This is a genomic window from Sporosarcina pasteurii, assembly GCF_041295575.1.
Lineage (GTDB): Bacteria > Bacillota > Bacilli > Bacillales_A > Planococcaceae > Sporosarcina > Sporosarcina pasteurii.
Genome location: NZ_CP160452.1, coordinates 383,667 through 404,496, shown reverse-complemented (window position 1 = coordinate 404,496; position 20,830 = coordinate 383,667). Strand labels below are relative to the sequence as shown.

The window sequence follows — 20,830 nt, the reverse complement described above, 5'->3', positions numbered from 1 at the left end:
CAGCGCTGGTCAGGCATTTCAGCTTTTAATTTTTTGGTACTTCAATCATAATCGCATCGCCTTGGCCGCCCCCGGAGCAAATCGACGCAATGCCAATGCCCCCACCACGACGTTTTAACTCATACGCGAGTGTTAAAATAATTCGGGCACCACTTGCACCGATTGGATGACCAAGTGCAACCGCACCACCGTTAACATTCACTTTATTTGCGTCTAATTTCGCAATTTGAGAGCTGGCAAGAGCAACTGCCGCAAATGCTTCGTTAATTTCGAATAAATCTATTTCCTCTAATGATTTCCCAGTTTTCTCAAGAAGTTTATTAATGACTAATCCAGGTGTTTGTGGGAAGTTTTTAGGTTCGATTGCCACTTCCGCATGCCCAACAATGTAAGCGAGTGGTGTCTTACCTTCTTTCTTAGCGCGCTCTTCATTCATCAAAACAAGTGCACACGCTCCGTCATTGACACCCGGCGCATTTCCAGCTGTAATCGTGCCGTCTTTTCCAAAAGCCGGACGTAGCTTAGCGAGTACTTCAAGAGAGGTATCCCGTCTAGGCGCTTCGTCAACATCCACTACGACTGGATCGCCTTTACGCTGTGGAATTTCAACTGCGACAATTTCTTGTTCAATCAGTCCTTCATCAATCGCTGCAACTGCAAGTTTGTGACTACGTAAAGCCCATTCATCTTGCTGCTCACGTGTTAATGTATACGCATCTGCCGTTTCGTTTCCGTACGTCCCCATATGGACACGGTCCGGCGAAAATGCACAAGATAAGCCATCGTAAATCATCCCGTCAACTAATGGCGCATCCCCCATCTTCAAACCAAATCGGCCTTTCGGTAAATAATAAGGCGCATTTGACATGGACTCCATTCCGCCCGCAACGATGACTTCTTCATCCCCAAGACGAATCAATTGATCGCCCAGCGTAACGCTCCGCATGCCTGAAGCACAAACCTTATTAATCGTTTCCGTTTTTACGTTCCAAGGAAGACCCGCTTTCGTTGCGGCTTGTCGCGAAGGAATTTGTCCTTGCCCGGCTTGTAAAACAGTACCGATAATGACTTCATCGACCTCGTCATTTTTGACGCTAGCTCGGGATAATGCTTCTTTAATTGCTACGCCCCCCAAATCACTAGCGGAAAGTGTTGATAATGCACCTCCAAAACGTCCAAACGGTGTACGTGCCCCATCTACTATGACTGTTCTATTCATGTGTTTCTCTCCCTTCACCTTGATAGCGTTTTCATTTATAAGTTACGATATGCGACTGAACGCTCGCTCAATACCCATTGTAGGAAAAAGGGAGTTGCAGGCTCCCTTTTCTACCAATCTTTCTTTTCTCATTAAATTCAGTATATATTATATTAAAAATTGTCGCAATACATTTTACATCTGGTTTTTATTGTGAAACTGTTTCAACCTCTTCTACCGCCGGCTCGAAGTCTTCTCCAAAAATCGAACGTTCAAGTAATTCCGCGATATCATATGTTCCGACTTTGTCTTCAACTTCAACTGCTTTCGTTCCATCTGACAACATCGTTAAACAATATGGACATCCCGAAGAAATAATGCCTGGACTTACTTCGAGTGCCTGTTCTGTACGTGCAACGTTGACGCGGTGACCTGTATCTTCTTCCATCCACATGAGTCCTCCGCCCGCTCCACAGCACATGCCATCTTCGCGGTTTCGCTTCATCTCGATTAATTCCACGCCCGGAATCGCTTTCAAAATTTCACGCGGCGGGTCATAAACTTCGTTGTAACGACCTAAGTAACAAGAGTCATGGAATGTAATCGTTTCGTTAATTTCATGTTCTGGTTTTAATACGCCATCTTTCACTAGGTCATACAACATTTCCGTGTGGTGAATGACTTCTGCTTCAAAACCAAAATCAGGGTATTCATTTTTGAAGATATTGTATGCATGCGGGTCAACAGTAACAATCTTCGTGACTCCTGCTTTTTCAAACTCTTTAATATTTGATTCCGCCAGTTCTTGGAATAAAAACTCGTTTCCAAGTCTTCTCGGTGTATCTCCAGAGTTTTTCTCTTTATTTCCTAAAATCGCGAATTTGATGCCCGCTTCATTCATTAGATGCGCAAATGATAATGCGATTTTTTGTGAGCGATTATCAAAAGCACCCATTGAACCGACCCAAAATAGGTATTCGAATTCTTCGCCAGCTTTTTTCACTTCTTTAACCGTTGGAATATGTAAATCCGGACGTGCATCTCTCCAGTTTTCCTTTTCCCTACGGTTGAGTCCCCATGGATTTCCTTGACGCTCAATATTTGTCATTGCGCGCTGTGCATCTGGATCCATCTTTCCTTCCGTCATAACGAGATGACGACGAAGATCAATAATTTTATCAACATGTTCGTTCATAACCGGACATTGGTCTTCACAGTTACGACATGTCGTACAAGCCCAAATCTCTTCTTCTGTAATGACATCACCGATAAGGGATGGGCTATAAATATCCTCTATCACTGCACCTTCAGCACCAGCTGCTAAGGCAATTTGGTTTCCTGGTGATTGCTTAAACATTGGTGTAGGCACCCAAGGTTGTTGCTTTGTGACAAGTGCACCATGATTTGTTAAATGGTCACGAAGTTTTGTAATTAAGTCCATCGGTGACAGCATTTTTCCTGTCCCTGCTGCTGGACACATATTCGTACAACGCCCGCATTCAACACAAGCGTAAAAATCAATCATTTGAAGTTGTGTAAAATCTGTAATCTTCCCAACACCAAGCGCTGGCATTTCATCGTCTTCATCCATCTCTTCCATTACCGAGAAATCGATTGGCTTCAATGTCCCCGCATTGTCCAGACGGTGAAAATACGTATTGACAGGCCCTGCAATTAAGTGCGCATGTTTAGACTGCGGCACGTAAATGAGGAATGTGAGTAGGATGAGTAAGTGTACCCACCAGCCTACGAAAAATATTGTCGCTGCGCCTACTTCAGGTAAAAAGCTGAAAACGGCTGCGATGGTTGATGCGACTGGCTCCGTCCAAGTTAAGCCATTGCCTTGCCAGATTAGATTCATCCCGTTAGATAAAAGTGTTGATAACATTAATCCACCAATGAAAATCAGCACAAGTCCCGACTGCCAACCCCTTTTGAGTCGGACAAGCTTCTCAACATAGCGACGATGGAACGCCCAGACGGCCGCCACCAAAATTGTGAGTACGACGATTTCTTGGAAAAACGTAAATGCTCCGTATACTGGTCCAAACGGTAAGTGGGAACCCGGTTTTAACCCTTTCCAGATTAAATCAATTGCCCCAAATTGAACGAGAATAAAACCGTAGAAAAATAGGACGTGAATGATTCCACTTTTCTTATCTTTTAATAGCTTCTTTTGCCCGAACACATACACCCAAATGTTGCGCAGACGTTCCTTTACGCTTTCATCAAACTCTTCTTTTCGACCTAGTTTAATAAATTGTATTCTTGTCCTTATCAAATAGGTAAAAAGCGCAAGGGCGTACGCCGTCACTCCTAGAAACAAAATCCAGTTAACGACTAGTAATGGATTCAATTTCCTCTCCCCTTCCTTGTTTTAACGTTACGAATAGTTTATTAGATAAAAACTCTTCTGTCGATACTCTATTTTCAGTATATTTATGAATGAGCATTCAGTCAACTAGTTTTTTGTTTTTTCTTTATTATTCATTTAATTCAGAGGTTTTAAATGGGTTAATTGGGGGGCGGGATTCAAATCTGAAAGAGCGGAGTTCAACACGGCGGGATTGGAATTCGAATGACCGAGAGAGAGGAGTTCGCGCATGGGAGCAATTCCCCCCATACCAAAAAGCCGTTTTCATCCGCAATCATGAAAACGACTTTCTCATTTATTCAAAATCAATTTCTCGTAATAAATTCCCAAATAACTTTTCCGCGGCCACTCTTTTCTCCAATGGAAGTTCAACTAGGACAACCGTAGACGGACCTGCCGTTTTGCGTATATCCAATTCAGACTCAACTTTCAAGTCATCATCGTTCATCACGCGACGTACTTCATACAAAATTCCCTGGGACCCTACCGGCCATACTCGATTAATTATTTGATGATCCAACGCTTGCCTAATTCGGCGTATCGACGCGACTTCATCTGCATTGGCAAGGACTTCTTCGCCGACAAGTGGTGTTCCATAAGTAAACCATTGTCCATCTGGCATCGAAACACGCTCTTCCCGCTTCCCAATCATCGTCACAGCAATCGCCGATTGAACGAGTTCCATGTTCGTTTCCGTACTGCCGCTAATTTGCGGGCATGGTACCCCCGCTTCTTGAAATAAATCCTCTACACCTTGAACATACTTTGCCCAACTTGCATGGCCACTAAAATTATGAATGAGCGTCGTAAACGGTTCCGCTCTTGCCGCCCACTGTTCAAGTAGCGTAACACGGGCCGAATAATACGCAGTTAATCGATCCGTTGCCGAGACAATATCTTGTTCTTTCTCACCAATTCCGCCTGAATTATCCGTTGTGACAATGATGTTATCATCCACCAACAACGCATTCCTCATCGCAAAACACCGAGACGTTCGCGCCAAACATTTTGTACAACCGGCAGGACAACTGCTGCAATCACTGCATTAAAAATCGTGGCGATCAAAATTCCTGGCACAATCCCAACATAAAAACTCGGTGAAATGAGAAAGTAAAACGGTAACGGCGCAAGCAAACCGTTCGCGACGATGAAAAACACCCATTTACTAACTTGATACTTCGCCTGATGCAAACGTGCAAAAACATAAATAATCGCTAACATTTCAAGCGCAATCAGCAGATGAAAAGGACCTAACGGAAAACCTGCGTATAAAGCCGATGCACTATGCCCGATTAAAGCCGTCATTCCTGCATAGATTGGCGGTAAAAATGCCGATGCCACTAATGCCGGAGTTGAATCTAACGCAGTCGATCCAATGCCAAGTGGGATTTTCAGTAGTCCACCAATTGCACATAAAGCCGCAAACATCGCCGCTAACGTAAGTTGTTTCAGCCTCACGAATTATTCACCTTTTTTCTTATCATTTGTACGAAACACTTTGGCACTTCGAACATATTCATTATCTGGGACTTGTAAACGGGCATTCACAATACGTGCCGCGACGAATAAATAATCGGATAAGCGGTTTAAATAACGAACGACAACTGTTGGTACATCTTCTTCCTCATTCATTAACGTGACTGTTCGACGTTCCGCACGTCTCGCCACTGTTCTCGCAATATGCAATGTCGCCGATGCTGGTGAACCTCCAGGTAAAATAAACTTTTCAAGCGGCGGCGCTTCATCCATCAACTCGTCGATACGCTTTTCCAATACTTCAATTGACGCTTCTGTTAGTTTATAATGACGCTCTTTCATCACGTTCGATAAATCCCCGCCACCGTCGAATAATTCATTTTGTATCGCTTCGAGATCTTCTAGCATGTCTTTAAAAGTCTCTGTATCCAGTTCTGTCATTGCTTTTCCGACAAATGAATTCAGTTCATCCATCGTGCCGTAAGCTTCTACGCGTAAACTATCTTTGCTAACGCGCCCCCCTATTAAACTTGTCTTTCCTTTATCCCCTGTTTTCGTATAAATTTTCATCTTCCATTTCCCCTTCCTTTTATCTTTTTTGGAATCCCATACCAAACTTGTATGACTTCTTCTGCTTCCACAACGAGTTTCTGATACAATCGCCCGCAACTGTCTCGTAGTTGCCGCTCCTTCTTATCGATTGGCACAATCCCGCGGCCAATATCTGTTAAAATGACGATTGCCGAACGGTTTTCTAATGAATTCATCACAACTTGAATTGCTTCTTCCTCACCTAAACCAGCACACCGCAACCAGTCTTCTATACCTGAAACGACGACAGGACTGCTGCCAATCGGCGGAATTGCACCTTCATACCATTTAAAATCACTTAACTTTTGCGCTTCTAAATAACTTTTTACGTAAGCTCGTTTCCCGTTATGGGCACCGCCGATAACGACGCGCATCGTTTCCCCTCCCTAAAATCTTTTTCACAATCCCATTGAAGTTGCCAAACCGATTGATGTGGAATTGTCCATGACCAAAAATCACGTTTTTCCGGGTCAAATTCTGTCAATAAAATCCGAATCGGTCCGCCGTGCGTCACGATAAAATATTCCTCTTCCCCGCAAGGCAAATCATAAATTGCTTGTAAAACACGCGCTTTCACGTCTGCTAAACTTTCACCATTTGGCGGTTGGCATCGATATGGGGAATTTATCCAAGAACGATATGCACTATCCCTTTTCAACAATTCATACGTTTTCCCTTCCCAATCACCAAAATTACTTTCTCGAAAACGATTATCACTTTGATAAATCGCCTTTGGAAAATATAGACCGGCACTTTCCTGGCAACGTCGTAAATCGCTTCCATACACGACGGAGGGTTGCCACGGTAACTCATTAGACTCACTTTTCACAATCGATTCATCTGTCCATCCGATATATTGACGCTTTATATTACCAGCCGTCGGTAAGTGGCGAATTAAAGTAAGCACAACACGATGAGCCATAATAACGCCTCCATTCCTTCGATAAAAGCACCTGCTAAATCACCCGTCATGCCGTTGAAATGCTTGATTGACCAGCGGCGGAATAAAAAAATTGCTGCTGCAATGCTACCAGCAATCATAACAGGCGGAAGCCATTGATTAGTTACATAATAACAAGCGAATAGAATCAGCATGCTACTCATTACCGTAACGATTATCACAACATTTGGCGCAAGTTTTTCTCGAAAGAAATGCGCAATACCTGTACTTTTAGCAGGCCTAAGCGTTGAAAAGCAAATATTCAATCCCGCTCTCGCTAAAAAAGGAATCATCATAAAAAGATACACCGCGCCCATATCCTGCAGGATCACTTCATGAATCAAAGCAATTTTCATGATCATTAACAAAACAAGTGCCATTGCCCCGAACGCGCCGAGACGCGGGTCTTCTAATATTTCCAGACGCTTTTCCCTTTTCCGATAAGAGAAAAATGCATCCGCCGTATCTGCCCAGCCATCTACATGGAGACCGCCTGTCAAACCAATCCACGTCAGAACAACGAGAACCGCTGTTAACAATGGGCCGAACTGTAAAATATTCGCTGCTAATTCATAAACACCATACACTGTTAAACCAATTGCCCCGCCAATAAACGGAAGTGCGCAATACATCGTCGTGACTTCTTTCCGATTTAGTGGGATTTCTTTATGAATTGGGAGCACCGTGAAAAATTGTAATGCCAATAAAATACCGTTCATCGCGAGACTCCTTGCGCAATGATTTCTTTCACCAATGGCCAGTTCAAATAATTTTTCACATGTTCTGCCCATGCATCGTACCTATCAAGATGTGCAGGTGCCTTTGAAATGGGTCTATCCATATCTTCCTCTTCAATTCCGTGGTCCTCTTTAAAAGGAATGACTCCAACGACCGGAATCCCTGTATACGATTCAATAAATTCAATGCCATCACGAAAAAATGCAATGTCTCCGTGAAATTTATTCACAATAATGCCTTTCACTCGCGCGCGATGCTCAGGTTCTAAAAGTTGAAGCGTACCAACAATAGACGCAATGGCACCACCGCGGTCAATATCCGCCACTAACAACGCAGGCACATCTGCCATTTCCGCAACACGCATATTAACGATTTCCCGGTCATTTAAATTTACTTCCGCTGGACTTCCAGCACCTTCAATGATGACGGACTCGTACTTTTCGGATAACTTCTTAAGCGAATGACGAATTGCGCCGACTGCTTGATCAAAAAACATATCCCGAAAGGCAAATCCATCTCTTATACCGAAGTGGCCCCCTAATATACTTACTTCCGTATGCATTGGAGAACTTGGCTTTACCATAATTGGATTCATATAGAGAGTTGGTTTTGTTCTGGCCGCCAAAGCTTGAATATACTGCGCTCGGCTTATTTCAATCCCATTTTCAAGCGTGACAGTAAAAGGAGATAAATTTTGAGATTTGAATGGTGCGACTTGTACTTGTTCGTCTGCCAAAATACGGCAGAGCGCTGTACAAATCATCGACTTTCCTGAGTCTGAAGCAGTTCCTAAGATGATTAAGCCACTCATTAAGCTCTCTCTCCTTTCCAAAAGATGGGTATCCCACTGTCCATTTCGATCGCGGTTTGTGCTTTTGCTACAATTTTTTGGTGGATTTCGCCAATCCAAGCACGATACTTTTCCGTCTCCCCTTCATTTGGCGCAACATCATGAAGGACTTCATTGGAAACAATGACAAGATTCGATGCTTTTTTTAATATGGCATCGATACTATCAATGAGGTCCTCAACTTTCTGTTCCATGCAATCAAGTCGATTTACACAAGGGGTCCCTGTTTCATATCCTACATACAATTCATTCGCCAACCAAGTCGTCAAGCAATCCCATAATATGTAATCGCCTGTTTGAATAAGCGGCAAGACTTGTTCAAAATCGACCGGCTGTTCAATCGTTGTCCAATTAAAATTAGCACGGTCCTCTTGATGCTTTTGAATCCGCTCACTCATTTCTTCATCCGTTGGCAAACCAGACGCAATATACACAAGTCGCCCCTGTTTCCCCTGACTTGCATCGGTCAATAGCTTTTCCGCATAAGCACTTTTCCCACTCCGGACACCGCCGCTAATAAATGTTAATTGTCCGCGAACCATTTGGCTAACTCCTCTTTTAACACATGCATATCCGCTTCACTTTTCACGCCAACCCGCAACCAGTTCCCGTCCATTCCTAGAAAATTTTCTGAATGGCGTAACACAATGCCGCGTTTCAATAAATATTCGTAAAGCTGACGTGTGCTTCTATTGCGATTTAATTTAAACGATAAAAAATTCGCAACAGATTCCGTCACAAAACATTCATGTGCCAGTAAAAAATCAACTAACTTTTCCCTTTCACGTGCACTATGCTCCACTGAGTTCTCAACAAAAGCTTTTTCTTTCAAACAAGTTTCTCCAATCGAAGCGGCGATCCCATTGACATTCCAGTGGGGCGCAAATTTCTTAATTTGCTCAATGACGGAAGGATGTGCAACGACATAACCAAGCCGGATACCCGGAATGGCATACATTTTCGTCATCGAACGAACAACGATGAGATTTGCGTACAATTTGATTTCTGGAATGAATGACAATGCTTCATCGACAAAATCAATAAAGGCTTCATCTAAAACGATCTCACAACCGACTGTTTTACCGTGGCGAATGAGCTCGGTGATTTCATCGCGCGTAGGCAATATGCCTGTTGGATTATTCGGTGTACATAAATAAAGGACATCTGCGTTTTCCATTGCGTGCTGGATAGCTTCTATCGGCAGTTGAAAGCCATTTTCTTCAGACAGTACAATGCGCTTAATTTGAACATCCTTTACACGCAAAGTTGATTCGTATTCAGAAAACGTTGGATGAACAACAATCGCCTTTTTCCCGCGATATCTTTCAGCAAGCAGCGTAAGTAGTTCTGCTGCGCCATTCCCAACGAAAACACAATCCTTTTTCACTTGATGAAAACGAGCGGTTGCCGACAAAAAAGGTTCTCCTGTCGGGTCTGGATAAGCCGTCATTTTCGACAGTAACGTCGGCCATTCATTCACAACACGCTCCGGCATCCCGAACGGATTAACATTCTCACTAAAATCTAGCACCGTTTTAGGTTGTGGCATGCCTAATCTTTCGTAGAGGTGATGCGGATTTGCCCCATGTTCAGGTAATTGCATGAATTAACACCCCAATCGTCGTGATCGTTAACCAAAATAAAAAGGAGATAAAATGCATTTCAAAAACCGCTTCTTTAATATGTTTTGCGTTTAAGCTCACCTCGCTTGGTCCAATCGTTGGACGTTCTGACTTTACGCCCCGATACGTGGATGCACCGCCCAATTGAATCCCTAATTGCCAAGCCGTTGCAGCTTCCATATAACCGCTATTCGGACTCGCATGACGACGCGCATCGCGTATCCAGCCAGTCAACCTTTTTAAAAATGGAATGCCCCCACGATTTGGCGCGTAACAAATGATGAGTAATCCTGTGATGCGGGCAGGGATAAAATTCAATACATCATCAGTTTTTGCGGAAAACTTTCCAAACGCCTTGTACCGTTCATCCCGGTACCCAATCATCGAATCTAATGTATTTACCGCTTTATACAGCCATAATCCAGGCGCACCAAACAAGAACGCCCAAAATAGCGGAGAAGTAATCCCGTCAGCCGTATTTTCTGAGACTGTTTCTACCGTCGCGCGCGTAATTTCTCGTTCATTTAATCGGTCCGTATCCCGTCCGACAATCCATGAAAGTTTATGTCGCGCTTCTTGCAAATCACCATTCACAAGCGGTTCATACACATCCAATGCAGCATCACGCAAGCTTTTTTGAGCAAGTCCAATGGCCACCAATACGCCTTCCACAGCAATCCCAACAAATATATGTATTTCATAACTTAAAATAACAATCATAAAAACAACAATAAAGACAAGTGAAACAGTAACTAACAATAAAAATGCACCTTTTAGTGTACGGAAACGCCCCTTATTTAAAATATCGGTCATATATGAAATAAACTGGCCTATCCAACGCACTGGATGTGGCCAATTAGGCGGGTCACCAATGAGTCTATCGAGGAAAAAGCCGATGGCAATGGCTAAAAAATGAGCTGGGATCACATTGAAACACCTTTTTCTTTTTTATAGGCTCGAATGGCGCGGACCGTACATTCGAACACGCCTTTTGCGATTAATTTCCCAAGCGGCGTAATCGGCCCCGCATACGGAAGTGTTTCTCCTTCTTGGGTGGCCGCAATGAGCAAGCTATCCGTCGAAGTGCCTGTCGCAATGGTTTTGGATACAGGATCTTGAACTTCTTCAACTTGTAGTGCTTTTGCTTTCGCCTCAGTTGCTGTCATTAACGCTTGAATAAATGCCTCATCTGATAAACAACCATTCACAATGACCCATGTATTTATCGTGCCCACCGCTTTATCTTCATCGCGGTGATACACTTCTGACACGTCAACCGCGTTCCCAAGTCCCGCCGTTACTGCAACGAGCACTGTACCGAAGTCTCCTTCATACGATTCAATTTCTACAAATTCGGTCTTCGCTGCTGTCATCATGCCGACCGTTTCAGTTAATGAGAAATGTTGTGATTGGAGATACATTTCCATTTCATTTTGCACATCATCCACATTGTAATTTTTATCAACACGACGATTCACAAACGTTCGATACCACCCCATTCCTGCATTGTGGACTGCGGAGGACAATGTTTTTAGCGCAGTTGTCGATTGCAGCACGACTTGTTCAGAAGAAATGATAAAATTATCTTTCGTGATTTTAAGGGTAGAGAACTCCCCGGTTAAGGTAGGAAGCATTGTAATTTGTGGTTTTGGGCGTTCAGGATGTGGTTGTGTCGTCACACGTGCTTGATAAACCGTGTCGATTGCTTCTTCCTTCACAACATCTTGCGGTAAACCGATATGCGCAATTTCACCATCATCCATTAATACCAACCGATCGCAGTATAAGGACGCTAAATTAATATCATGAAAAACGGAAATAACCGTTAATCCTTTTTCAACTGCTTGGGTGCGAATCGTATCTAGCAATTGTTGCTGATGTGCGATATCTAAATGGTTTGTTGGTTCATCTAGTAATAAAATTGGTGCTTCTTGTGCCAATGCTTGTGCGACGAAAACACGCTGTTGTTCTCCGCCAGAAAGCAGTTCAATCGATTGATGTTCATAACGCGTAATCGTTGTACTTTTCATTGCTTCTTGAACAGCTCGTTCATCATCTTCTGACCAAGCCGAGAAAAATCCGGACTGGTGTGGATATCTTCCGAGTTCCACCGTTTCGCGCACTGTATGTGAAAAGGCATGTGCATGAAGTTGTGGTAAAACGGCGACTTTCCGTGCAAATTCTTTTTGGGAATAGTTTGAAGTTAATTTTCCATCAACTTTAACAGTTCCACTCGTAGCTGGTAAAATGCCGGAAATTAATTTTAAAAGCGTCGATTTTCCACTTCCATTCGGACCTAAAATGCCGACGATTTCTCCTTTATCGACATGAAATGAAACAGACTTAACGACTTGTTTCTCATCATAACCGCCTGACAGTTGATTCACTTGCAACATCTTACATTGCCCCTTTCCTTCTTTGTCTGTAGAAGATGTATGCAAAGACCGGTGCCCCGATAAATGCAGTAATTACGCCAACCGGTAGCTCTGACGGCGAAATAATTGTCCGTGCAACGAGGTCACAAATGATCAGTAAAGAGGCGCCATTCATAAATGATAATGTTAATAAATGGCGATGGTCTGCTCCCCACATGAGTCTCGTCATATGCGGTACGACTAAACCGACAAATCCGATTGTGCCTGAAACTGCCACAGCGGAGCCTGTTAAAATAGATCCACCAATTAATATCATAAATTTACGACGTTTCACGTTCACACCTAAATGGTGGGCGCGCTCCTCGCCGAATAACATCGCATTTAATTCACGGCGATTAAGCCATAGTAATAAGGAACCGACAAAGACAAATGGCAAAATCATCATCGTATATTGCCATCCTCTCATTGACACGCTTCCAAGGAGCCAACTGATAATTTGCCTCAGCTCTTCACCTGTTAGTGCAATCATTAGGGATAAAACTGATCCGAGAAATGAACCAAAAATAATCCCTGTTAGTATAATCGTTTCCATTTTCATTGCGCGGTCTACGAGACGGGCAAAACCAAGTACTAAAAACATCGTGAGCGCCGCGCCTATCATACTAAACGTTGGTAATGTATACGTACCGAGAATTGGTAAGGACAAACCGAAAAAAAGTGTCATAACCGCACCTACAGAGGCACCGGATGACACTCCGAGGGTATATGGGTCGGCCAGTGGATTTTTTAGTAAGCCTTGAAAAGCAGCTCCTGCAATGGCTAATGAAGCACCAACAAGACCTGCTAGTACAACACGCGGCATTCTAATTTTCCACAAAATATTTGAAGCTTTTGTATCTGTCCCATCCCAAAATGTTTGAATCGGTATTTTCACCGTTCCGATAGATACACCGAGCCATACCGCTACTAGTAATGTAGCGGCAGACACAATGTAGGCGACGCTTGACTTACTCACTAAAAACCTCAGGGTAAATCGCCTTTGCAATGGCTTCAAGTCCTTCTGCTAAACGTGGACCTGTACGACTCGTAATATTTTCATCTACTTGAATGACTTGTTCTTCTTTAATTGCAGTAATGGTGTCAAAACCGTCACGTGCATAAACATCTTCCACAGCCGTATCAATGTAATCGTACATCACAATAATGACGTCTGGATTTCTATCGACGAGCTCTTCAGGTTCCATTACGAACCAACCTTCTTGGTCATCCGCAATGTTTTTTGCGCCTACCATATCAAGCATTTCTTGCATGAATGTGTTTTGACCAGGTGTGTAAATTTCTGGAGCTGGGGATGTTTCAACAAAGACAGTCTTCTCTTCTTCAACATTCTCAAGCTTCGTCAGTACTTCTTCGACTTTCTCTTTCATCGTTGAAATAATTTGTTCAGCCTCTTCTTGTTTATCAGTTAGTAGGCCAATCGTTTCAATCGTCTTATATGTTTCATCAAAATCAGCTGCGTTTTTGACAACGAAAACTGGAATTCCAGCATCACTAATTTGTTGATAACCTTCTTCGGATAATCCAAATGCCGATTCATGTCCAAATACAATATCTGGGTCTAACGCGATAATGGCTTCTACGTTAAACTCTTGTCCACCGATTCTTTCTTTCTCAGCTGCTTCTGCAGGATAATCATCAAAATCGCTGACCCCTACAATTTCATCTGCTAAATCTAGCGCAAATAGAATCTCTGTGTTACTCGGCATCATAGAAACGATTTTTTCTGGTGCCTTCTCTAACGTAATTTCATTCCCAACAGCATCCGTTAACGTGATCGGATAGGCCTCTTCTGCTCCTGCGTCCTTATTTTCTTCTTGAGACGTTTCCGTTTCATCTACTTTTGGCTTCTCTTCTGTTGCATTTCCACCGCAAGCAGCAAGTAAAAATACGGCAACAATCGATAGTAGCCATAACTTCCAAATCTTCTTCATCATTTCTCTCCCTTTCTACCAAACAAAAAATCCCCCGTATCGCTACGGAGGAGTTGTCGTGAAAGTCAAAGCATATAAAAATACGCCGATTTCCACCACTCCTATTCCTCGTAGGTTGCTAGGTGATTCATAAAGGCAGGTTTCCTGGCTTATGGTCATCGCTTGTCGCGCCTTCCCAGAATACATCTAGTGACAATTGGCGACTTGCTCTCATTTACAGTGGCGGGACCGCGTCGGAATTAAACCGACTTCCCTTTTAACTCAACCCGGCGTTGAGCACCTTTATGTTTGGTATGTAATTTGTTTTCATTTAACAGTATACTACAAATTTTGAGATTGTCGATAGAGGTCGAATTAAGCTGAGAAAAAGATTTCAAAATTTGTGGGAAATATTTTTTTGAAATTACTATGAATGTGTAATTGAGGGTACATCTTTTGGTAATGGGCGGACATCTTTCCAGATTGCACGGACATCCCAAGCGATTCAGCGGACATTTTAATTTTGAGAGGAAATTGCACACGAATAAGCGGACATCCCATGCGATTGGGAGGACATCCTTATAGATTGAGAGGACATTCTAATTTGCGCTTTAGTCATAAAAAAAACTGCACCTCCAACTGTTAGAGGATGTCTAACAATCAGGGTACAGTTATTAAAAACATTACATTTTTTCCGGAGCGGAAACGCCGATGAGTTTTAATGCATTGGCAATTGTTGTGCGCGTTGCTGTAATGAGTGCAAGGCGCGCTTCGGATAACTCACGGTTGTCAACATCCAATACTTTTTCAGCATTGTAGAATGAATGGAATGTTGCAGCGAGTTCTTGGATGTAATTCGCGATACGGTGAGGCGCACGTGTTCTTGCAGCATCTGCAACAACTTGCGGGAAATCACCAATCTTTTTCAATAAATCAATTTCATGTTCTGCTATTAATAAATGAGCGCCTTCTGCAGAAGCTGACATATTTAATTCTGCCGACTGACGTAAAATCGAAGAAATACGAGCATGCGCATATTGTGCATAGTATACAGGGTTTTCATTCGACTCAGAAACAGCAAGGTCTAAGTCAAAGTCCATTTGTGTGTCTCCAGAACGCATCACGAAGAAATAACGTACTGCGTCAAGGCCGACATCCTCTACTAATTCGCGTAAGGTCACTGCTTTTCCTGTCCGCTTACTCATCATCATTCTTTCGCCGTCTTTGTAAAGATGAACCATTTGCGCAACGATGACTTCAAGCGTATCTTTTTCATACCCTAACGCTTCAATCGCAGCTTTCATACGCGGAATATATCCGTGGTGGTCTGCCCCCCAAATGTTGATGAGCTTATCGAATCCACGTTGAATTTTATCTTCATGATAAGCAATATCTGGCGTGATATATGTGAATGAACCGTCTTGTTTAATTAACACACGGTCTTTGTCATCACCATATGTCGTAGAACGGAACCATGTTGCACCATCTTCTTCAAAGATATGTCCGTTTTCACGCAGTTTTTCAAGCGCATTTTCAATTTTCCCACTACCGTATAATGTCGATTCAGAAAACCAATTGTCGAAAGTGACGCGGAAGTTTTTGAGATCTGTTTTTAACTTCTCAAGTTCAAACTCTAGACCGTAAGAACGGAAAAAGGCATAGCGTTCTTCATCTGAAACTTGTTTATATTTATCTCCATATTCTTCAGCAAGCTTTTTACCAATATCGATAATATCTTGTCCATGATACCCATCTTCCGGCATCTCGCGCTCTTCACCAAGTGCTTGGAAATAACGGGCTTCTACAGAACGGGCAAGGTTGTCAATTTGATTTCCCGCATCGTTAATGTAATATTCACGTTCAACATCATAACCTGCAAAATCTAGTACGTTACAAAGTGAATCCCCGACGGAAGCACCGCGCGCATGGCCGAGATGTAAGTCTCCAGTTGGATTTGCAGAAACAAATTCCACTTGAATTCTTTCGTTTTGTCCAGCATTCGAACGTCCGTAATTTTCGCCAGCATCAAGTACGGTGTAGACAACTTCTTGTAAATAATCTTTCTTTAATGTGATATTAATAAAACCAGGTCCCGCAACCTCAATCTTTTCAATTGAAGCACTTTCTTTATCAATCTTTTCGACAATGGCATCTGCAATTGCACGTGGCGGTTTTTTAGCGAGTTTTGTCAGTTGCATGGCGATGTTTGTTGCATAATCTCCGTTTTCTTTATGTCTTGGCGTTTCTAATTTCACTTCTGGAAGGGCTTCTTCCGTAAGGTTTGCCTCAACAACAGCTTGCTCTAGTGCTGTGATTACTTTTTGTTGAATTTGTTCAACGATATTCATTTTATTCCCTCCGCATATGTAATAGTTAGTTCGTATGTGCCTAGCAATGAACCTTCTGCATATAATTCATACGCTACAGCAAATTTCCCACTCATCTCTTCTTCAATGAAACGTAACGTTTTTGTTTTGACTTGCAATTTAAATGCAACGTGGTTATTCCGATATTCCCCTTGTCGGTCTTCATCTACCGAGAAAGGCAGCCGCATTTTGATTGCACCCGAACGCATAATGAGGGCGTCATCATTTCCCAACTTGACCGTCGATTGGATTTTCTGTCCATCTTGTTCTTCCTCGTATTGTAAATAGGATGAACCCAATTTCTCAACATATCGACCTAACGCTTCAATATGATGCGTTTCCTTTTCTTGCCCCGGGTGCTGGATTGACGAATGGAGCCGGATTTGTACAGTCTGACCTGCTGTTTTCGAGCCCATTTCGTTCACCGTCCTCTTCTTGAAAATATCCATCTATTATAACCTTCTTTTCTGTGACATTCCAATATCCATGTTCATTTCGAATAAATCTTTCAAAAAAGACCGTTTAATCTCGTGGATTGCGTTACATACTGTCAATATAAAGATGGACAGGACGGGATCTTATGCAGCGGACAGTTTATGTAAAACAGAAAAAAAGACGGCTTTTTTTGCGTCGCATCATTTTATTAACCGTTACTGCACTTACCGCAATGATTACCATGTATGGCGGACTCTTACTCTATGCTCAAATTACAGGTGCTCCTTCCCTTAGCGTTCCCAAAGCGTCCGTCTTTCTAGACCAAGACGGAAAAGTTATTGGGGATCACTTCGCAGCAGAACGGCGGTATTGGGTGGAGTTGGATGAAATATCACCTTTTCTCATCGATGCCGTTGTTGCAACTGAAGATAGACATTTTCATAGTCACCATGGCTTTGATTATAAGCGAATTGCTGGTGCTTTGTTAAAAGATATTAAGAACCGTAAAAAAGTGGAAGGTGCGAGTACGATTACACAGCAGTATGCACGGAATCTTCATTTAACACACGCAAAAACGTGGAAACGGAAAATAAATGAAGCATTAATCGCTTTTCGTTTAGAACGATTCTACGATAAAGAGGTTATTTTAGAAGGTTATTTAAATACGGTTTACTTTGGACATGGTATGTACGGCGTAGAAGCAGCAAGTAATTTTTATTTCGGGAAATCCGCAAAAGAATTAACGTTAGAAGAATCTGCAGTCATAACAGCAATCGCAAAGGGGCCATCGATTTATTCGCCTGTCAATTACCCTGAAAATTCAACGCGTCGAAAAGAACTAATCATTTCTTTAATGGAAGCACAAGGCGTGATTTCAACAGAGCAAGCAACGCGTGCGATGGAGACGGATATTGTTTTAAAAGCAGATGAATGGAGAAACAAGAAAAAAATCGCTCCTTATTTTCTCGATGAAGTATGGCGAGAAGCGGAAAAAGTGCTTGCTGCAAAAGGTCGATACCCTGCAGAAGGCGGTTGGACAATCCGCACAACTTTAAACGCACATCACCAACAGATTGCGGAAGAGGTCATCGAGAAATGGATGCCGGATAACGGCCTCCAAATCGGATTTACATCGATAGACCCAGCAACTGGCGGGATTACATCGCTTGTTGGCGGAACTGATTACACCGAGAGCCCTTTTAATCGTGCTACGCAAGCTAGACGTCAGCCTGGATCAGTCATCAAACCCGTACTGTATGCCGCGGCACTTGAGAATGGCTTTAATCCATTAACCTTCTTAATGCCTGAAAAGACAATTTTCACATACGATAACGGTGAGACTTACGAACCCAAAAATGTAAATGGCAAGTTTGCATCGCAGCCTATTTCACTCGCTCAAGCATTAGCCATTTCGGATAATATTTACGCTGTAAAAACGCTGGAAGACGTTGGTTATAAAAACTTTCAAGGTATGGCGGAACGCCTAGGGATAGACGTCAACTTCCCTACTACTCCAGCCACCGCACTTGGCACAACTGAAGTTACCTTAATGGACATGACAAATGCCTATAATCGCGTAGCAGCAGGCGGCGTCGATATTACGCCAAATACAATCATTTCAATCACGGATGCTGAAGGGAAAACTATATATGAACGTCCGAAACAAAAAAAGAAACAAATTATGTCCGAACAGGATGCTTTCGTGCTTACGCATCTCATGACAGGCATGTTCGATCCAGTATTCAATGACTATTCTGCCGCAACTGGACTTTCAATGCGTCAAAAGCAAACGAGACCGTATGCGGCAAAATCAGGCACAACGATTACTGACCAATATTTAATTGGCTTCACACCATCATTAACAGCTGGAGTTTGGAACGGCTTTGACGTTGACAAACAACTCGAAACAATTGAGGACAAAGCGGCTACGAAGAAAATCTGGATTGAGTTTATGGAAGAAGTTCACAGCGGAAAGACGCCTGAACCATTTATTCCTCCGAAAGGCGTTAGTAGTGTGATTGTCGACGTTGAAACGGGCGGACTAGCCGTTGCAGAATGTGAGCGCCAACGCCTTGTCTATGTCAAAGAGAAAGATGTCCCACAAAAATTATGCACAGATCAATCTCTCCAGCAAATGAAGTCTTCTAATAAGGATGAAAAAGGATTTAATTTATTCCCATTTTCATTTTTTGATTGAATTGGAATAGGATTGAGTTGTGAGAGGAATCCGCGTTGCGCAGAGTTCAGAGATTAAGAGGAGTTCGCACATATTTGAGTGGAGTTCACACTCTTCTCTTCTACAAATATATTTTACAGAAAAAAATTTAAAAGCCTCTTTCCTTTGAAAACGGAAAGAGGCTTTTTACCATTTCAGCAAAGTTAAGAAGCATAGTTATCGTGCTTGGGTTAGGTTGATAATTATGCGTTGTCAACTTTACATGCCATGGTAGTCCTAGCTTTACAAGTGCAAGCTATACTATTAGTGTACTTCGTTTGTAGTGGACATTCAACTTAACAGACCAAAATGTTCAGCGAATTATGAACTTATTGTCAATGCTTCGTGTAATTCAGCTGAACTGCGATCCCAAATTTCTTTATTATGTCCTTCTAAAAATTCAGCAAGCACTCTTTTTGATGGTTCATCCATTTCATCAACGATAATTCGTCCCTTCATAGAACGGTCCATTTTATTCATATGTTCTACGAAGTTTTTGTATCCGCGGCGAATCGATCGATCAACAACCATTTCACAAGCAGTTACGCCGGCATAATACGGTCCTTCTTCTTTATATTCAATTGTTACCCAGATTAGCCAATATTTTTTTCCGTTTGCAGATTCCTCACGTGTCGGTAGAAATTTAATCCCACGCTCAATCGGGCTTCTTGCATGCATAGCACCGATTTCTATCGTAGCCACTTCCTCTTCTACATCAATGATGACGGGCGTCACGTTTTCCAAAGATAATGACCCGATACCAAAACCTTTATGGCCATCAGTCGGATCGTTTTTAATAATGGTGAATCCCATTTTAGGTTGCTTTTTTTGCTCATTCCCCATTTAGTTACCCCTCCAACTTTGATAATATCATTAGTATACTGGATATTGAGGAGGTGTGGAAAGAAAATGCCATATGTTACTGTGAAAATGTTTGAAGGACGAACCGATGAACAGAAAAAAGCACTTTGTGAAAAAGTAACAGAAGCGGTTGTTGAAACGACTGGGGCACCCGCTGAGAACGTTGTTGTTTTTATTGAAGAAATGAAAAAAAGCGACTATGCCGTTGCTGGAAAACGACTGAGTGATCAGTAAGTATACGAAGTTCGTTTAATTGTCATACAAAAAAACTTGGTCTCTATCGACTATTTCTGTCAATTGAGACCAAATTTTTAGTTTGCCGCCAGTTCTTCTAGTTGATGAATAAAATCAAATGCAGTGTTCATCTCTATTTCAGTAAATTTTAATTTATTTTTCACGATATGTACTTTTTCAATTTGCTCCTGCTTTGCAAGATTGTCAAAGTATAATAAAGTCGAGACGAGCTCCAGAAAACGTGATGTCTTACTTTGCATTTCTTGAATAAATACTTCTAATTTATGCGATGCCTGATTTGTCGTTTCAAGAAAACGTACACCTTCATCCGAGACTTTGTATTTGTATTGTACGTAAGAGCCTTTATCCATGCATTCTTCGTTTAAAAAGCCCATCTCACATAATTCCTCCACACGCAAAGTTAATTCCTCCGAATATGGTCCATACATATGTAATTGGAATTTCTCTGCGAATGGGAATTGCATCTTCTTCGCAATAAAAATCATTTTTTGCAACTTTTTTCGCCCAGTTACTTCTTCTGCTAGCGAAATAAACTGAACAATTTTCGCATGTTCTTGCAGCAAA

General features: G+C 42.3%; 21 protein-coding genes and 1 riboswitch. Of the genes, 2 read left to right on the top strand and 19 right to left on the bottom strand.

What is annotated here, in order from left to right; translation table 11 throughout:
• Positions 1 to 25: 25 nt before the first annotated feature.
• The 17 genes from AB1H92_RS01910 to AB1H92_RS01830 form a co-directional block, all read right to left on the bottom strand.
• Positions 26 to 1,219, bottom strand: coding sequence for an acetyl-CoA C-acetyltransferase (locus AB1H92_RS01910; RefSeq protein WP_115359909.1), 1,194 nt, complete (start codon positions 1,217 to 1,219; stop codon positions 26 to 28).
• Between the two features lie 187 nt (positions 1,220 to 1,406).
• The gene (locus AB1H92_RS01905) at positions 1,407 to 3,554 is read right to left on the bottom strand and encodes a (Fe-S)-binding protein (RefSeq protein WP_115359908.1); all 2,148 of its coding nucleotides are present in this window, start codon (positions 3,552 to 3,554) and stop codon (positions 1,407 to 1,409) included.
• A 313-nt stretch (positions 3,555 to 3,867) separates the two neighbouring features.
• Positions 3,868 to 4,530: an alpha-ribazole-5-phosphate synthase gene (locus AB1H92_RS01900; protein WP_243835830.1), complete on the bottom strand. Its 663-nt coding sequence runs from the start codon at positions 4,528 to 4,530 to the stop codon at positions 3,868 to 3,870.
• A 14-nt stretch (positions 4,531 to 4,544) separates the two neighbouring features.
• The gene (locus tag AB1H92_RS01895; protein ID WP_115359906.1) at positions 4,545 to 5,030 is read right to left on the bottom strand and encodes an ECF transporter S component; all 486 of its coding nucleotides are present in this window, start codon (positions 5,028 to 5,030) and stop codon (positions 4,545 to 4,547) included.
• Between the two features lie 3 nt (positions 5,031 to 5,033).
• Entirely contained in the window at positions 5,034 to 5,618 is a 585-nt protein-coding gene (locus tag AB1H92_RS01890; protein WP_115359905.1) for a cob(I)yrinic acid a,c-diamide adenosyltransferase, read from the bottom strand.
• A complete protein-coding gene (locus tag AB1H92_RS01885; protein ID WP_115359904.1) occupies positions 5,615 to 6,013 on the bottom strand; it encodes a bifunctional adenosylcobinamide kinase/adenosylcobinamide-phosphate guanylyltransferase in 399 nt (132 codons plus the stop codon). Before AB1H92_RS01885 ends, AB1H92_RS01890 begins: the two co-directional genes overlap by 4 nt.
• Positions 5,965 to 6,561 carry a histidine phosphatase family protein gene (locus AB1H92_RS01880; protein WP_115364004.1) on the bottom strand — a complete coding sequence of 199 codons (597 nt, stop codon included), beginning with the start codon at positions 6,559 to 6,561 and terminating at the stop codon, positions 5,965 to 5,967. The genes AB1H92_RS01885 and AB1H92_RS01880 overlap by 49 nt, the downstream gene beginning before the upstream one ends.
• Positions 6,534 to 7,298, bottom strand: a complete 765-nt coding sequence (gene cobS, locus AB1H92_RS01875) for an adenosylcobinamide-GDP ribazoletransferase (RefSeq protein WP_166739560.1) — start codon at positions 7,296 to 7,298, stop codon at positions 6,534 to 6,536. The genes AB1H92_RS01880 and cobS overlap by 28 nt, the downstream gene beginning before the upstream one ends.
• Complete coding sequence (locus tag AB1H92_RS01870; RefSeq protein ID WP_115359903.1) at positions 7,295 to 8,128, bottom strand: cobyric acid synthase; 834 nt, start codon at positions 8,126 to 8,128, stop codon at positions 7,295 to 7,297. The genes cobS and AB1H92_RS01870 overlap by 4 nt, the downstream gene beginning before the upstream one ends.
• A complete protein-coding gene (locus AB1H92_RS01865) occupies positions 8,128 to 8,709 on the bottom strand; it encodes a bifunctional adenosylcobinamide kinase/adenosylcobinamide-phosphate guanylyltransferase (protein ID WP_115359902.1) in 582 nt (193 codons plus the stop codon). Before AB1H92_RS01865 ends, AB1H92_RS01870 begins: the two co-directional genes overlap by 1 nt.
• A complete protein-coding gene (gene cobD, locus AB1H92_RS01860) occupies positions 8,691 to 9,770 on the bottom strand; it encodes a threonine-phosphate decarboxylase CobD (RefSeq protein ID WP_115359901.1) in 1,080 nt (359 codons plus the stop codon). The genes AB1H92_RS01865 and cobD overlap by 19 nt, the downstream gene beginning before the upstream one ends.
• Positions 9,757 to 10,713 carry an adenosylcobinamide-phosphate synthase CbiB gene (gene cbiB / locus AB1H92_RS01855; protein ID WP_115364002.1) on the bottom strand — a complete coding sequence of 319 codons (957 nt, stop codon included), beginning with the start codon at positions 10,711 to 10,713 and terminating at the stop codon, positions 9,757 to 9,759. The genes cobD and cbiB overlap by 14 nt, the downstream gene beginning before the upstream one ends.
• Positions 10,713 to 12,185 carry a heme ABC transporter ATP-binding protein gene (locus AB1H92_RS01850; RefSeq protein WP_115359900.1) on the bottom strand — a complete coding sequence of 491 codons (1,473 nt, stop codon included), beginning with the start codon at positions 12,183 to 12,185 and terminating at the stop codon, positions 10,713 to 10,715. The genes cbiB and AB1H92_RS01850 overlap by 1 nt, the downstream gene beginning before the upstream one ends.
• A 1-nt stretch (position 12,186) precedes the next feature.
• Entirely contained in the window at positions 12,187 to 13,179 is a 993-nt protein-coding gene (locus AB1H92_RS01845) for an iron ABC transporter permease (protein WP_115359899.1), read from the bottom strand.
• Complete coding sequence (locus tag AB1H92_RS01840) at positions 13,172 to 14,155, bottom strand: ABC transporter substrate-binding protein (RefSeq protein ID WP_115359898.1); 984 nt, start codon at positions 14,153 to 14,155, stop codon at positions 13,172 to 13,174. The genes AB1H92_RS01845 and AB1H92_RS01840 overlap by 8 nt, the downstream gene beginning before the upstream one ends.
• A 116-nt stretch (positions 14,156 to 14,271) precedes the next feature.
• Positions 14,272 to 14,454, bottom strand: a riboswitch (cobalamin riboswitch).
• A 363-nt stretch (positions 14,455 to 14,817) separates the two neighbouring features.
• Positions 14,818 to 16,482, bottom strand: a complete 1,665-nt coding sequence (argS, locus tag AB1H92_RS01835) for an arginine--tRNA ligase (RefSeq protein ID WP_115359897.1) — start codon at positions 16,480 to 16,482, stop codon at positions 14,818 to 14,820.
• Positions 16,479 to 16,916 carry a DUF1934 domain-containing protein gene (locus tag AB1H92_RS01830; protein WP_166739561.1) on the bottom strand — a complete coding sequence of 146 codons (438 nt, stop codon included), beginning with the start codon at positions 16,914 to 16,916 and terminating at the stop codon, positions 16,479 to 16,481. Before AB1H92_RS01830 ends, argS begins: the two co-directional genes overlap by 4 nt.
• A 164-nt stretch (positions 16,917 to 17,080) precedes the next feature.
• Between AB1H92_RS01830 and AB1H92_RS01825 the strand changes: the two genes are divergently transcribed.
• Entirely contained in the window at positions 17,081 to 19,132 is a 2,052-nt protein-coding gene (locus AB1H92_RS01825) for a transglycosylase domain-containing protein (RefSeq protein ID WP_115359895.1), read from the top strand.
• A gap of 339 nt (positions 19,133 to 19,471) precedes the next feature.
• Here AB1H92_RS01825 and AB1H92_RS01820 read toward each other — a convergent pair whose 3' ends face one another.
• Positions 19,472 to 19,993 (bottom strand): YwhD family protein, encoded by a 522-nt coding sequence (locus AB1H92_RS01820; RefSeq protein ID WP_115359894.1) that lies wholly within the window; start codon positions 19,991 to 19,993, stop codon positions 19,472 to 19,474.
• Positions 19,994 to 20,059: 66 nt separating this feature from the next.
• On the opposite strand from AB1H92_RS01820, the gene AB1H92_RS01815 reads away from it, so the two are divergent.
• Positions 20,060 to 20,245, top strand: coding sequence for a 2-hydroxymuconate tautomerase (locus AB1H92_RS01815; RefSeq protein ID WP_115359893.1), 186 nt, complete (start codon positions 20,060 to 20,062; stop codon positions 20,243 to 20,245).
• 77 nt (positions 20,246 to 20,322) lie between these two features.
• On the opposite strand, the gene AB1H92_RS01810 is transcribed toward AB1H92_RS01815, so the two are convergent.
• On the bottom strand, positions 20,323 to 20,829 hold the full coding sequence (locus tag AB1H92_RS01810; RefSeq protein ID WP_115359892.1) for a YwgA family protein: 507 nt from the start codon (positions 20,827 to 20,829) through the stop codon (positions 20,323 to 20,325).
• Position 20,830 lies beyond the last annotated feature (1 nt).

What these genes read in the sequence shown, in the direction of transcription:
- AB1H92_RS01910 (WP_115359909.1), bottom strand. Translation starts at nt 1,219, where the DNA reads ATGAATAGAACAGTCATAGTAGATGGGGCACGTACACCGTTTGGACGT.
- AB1H92_RS01890 (WP_115359905.1), bottom strand. Translation starts at nt 5,618, where the DNA reads ATGAAAATTTATACGAAAACAGGGGATAAAGGAAAGACAAGTTTAATA.
- AB1H92_RS01885 (WP_115359904.1), bottom strand. Translation starts at nt 6,013, where the DNA reads ATGCGCGTCGTTATCGGCGGTGCCCATAACGGGAAACGAGCTTACGTA.
- AB1H92_RS01880 (WP_115364004.1), bottom strand. Translation starts at nt 6,561, where the DNA reads ATGGCTCATCGTGTTGTGCTTACTTTAATTCGCCACTTACCGACGGCT.
- cobS (WP_166739560.1), bottom strand. Translation starts at nt 7,298, where the DNA reads ATGAACGGTATTTTATTGGCATTACAATTTTTCACGGTGCTCCCAATT.
- AB1H92_RS01870 (WP_115359903.1), bottom strand. Translation starts at nt 8,128, where the DNA reads ATGAGTGGCTTAATCATCTTAGGAACTGCTTCAGACTCAGGAAAGTCG.
- AB1H92_RS01865 (WP_115359902.1), bottom strand. Translation starts at nt 8,709, where the DNA reads ATGGTTCGCGGACAATTAACATTTATTAGCGGCGGTGTCCGGAGTGGG.
- cobD (WP_115359901.1), bottom strand. Translation starts at nt 9,770, where the DNA reads ATGCAATTACCTGAACATGGGGCAAATCCGCATCACCTCTACGAAAGA.
- AB1H92_RS01850 (WP_115359900.1), bottom strand. Translation starts at nt 12,185, where the DNA reads ATGTTGCAAGTGAATCAACTGTCAGGCGGTTATGATGAGAAACAAGTC.
- AB1H92_RS01840 (WP_115359898.1), bottom strand. Translation starts at nt 14,155, where the DNA reads ATGAAGAAGATTTGGAAGTTATGGCTACTATCGATTGTTGCCGTATTT.
- argS (WP_115359897.1), bottom strand. Translation starts at nt 16,482, where the DNA reads ATGAATATCGTTGAACAAATTCAACAAAAAGTAATCACAGCACTAGAG.
- AB1H92_RS01830 (WP_166739561.1), bottom strand. Translation starts at nt 16,916, where the DNA reads ATGGGCTCGAAAACAGCAGGTCAGACTGTACAAATCCGGCTCCATTCG.
- AB1H92_RS01825 (WP_115359895.1), top strand. Translation starts at nt 17,081, where the DNA reads ATGCAGCGGACAGTTTATGTAAAACAGAAAAAAAGACGGCTTTTTTTG.
- AB1H92_RS01820 (WP_115359894.1), bottom strand. Translation starts at nt 19,993, where the DNA reads ATGGGGAATGAGCAAAAAAAGCAACCTAAAATGGGATTCACCATTATT.
- AB1H92_RS01815 (WP_115359893.1), top strand. Translation starts at nt 20,060, where the DNA reads ATGCCATATGTTACTGTGAAAATGTTTGAAGGACGAACCGATGAACAG.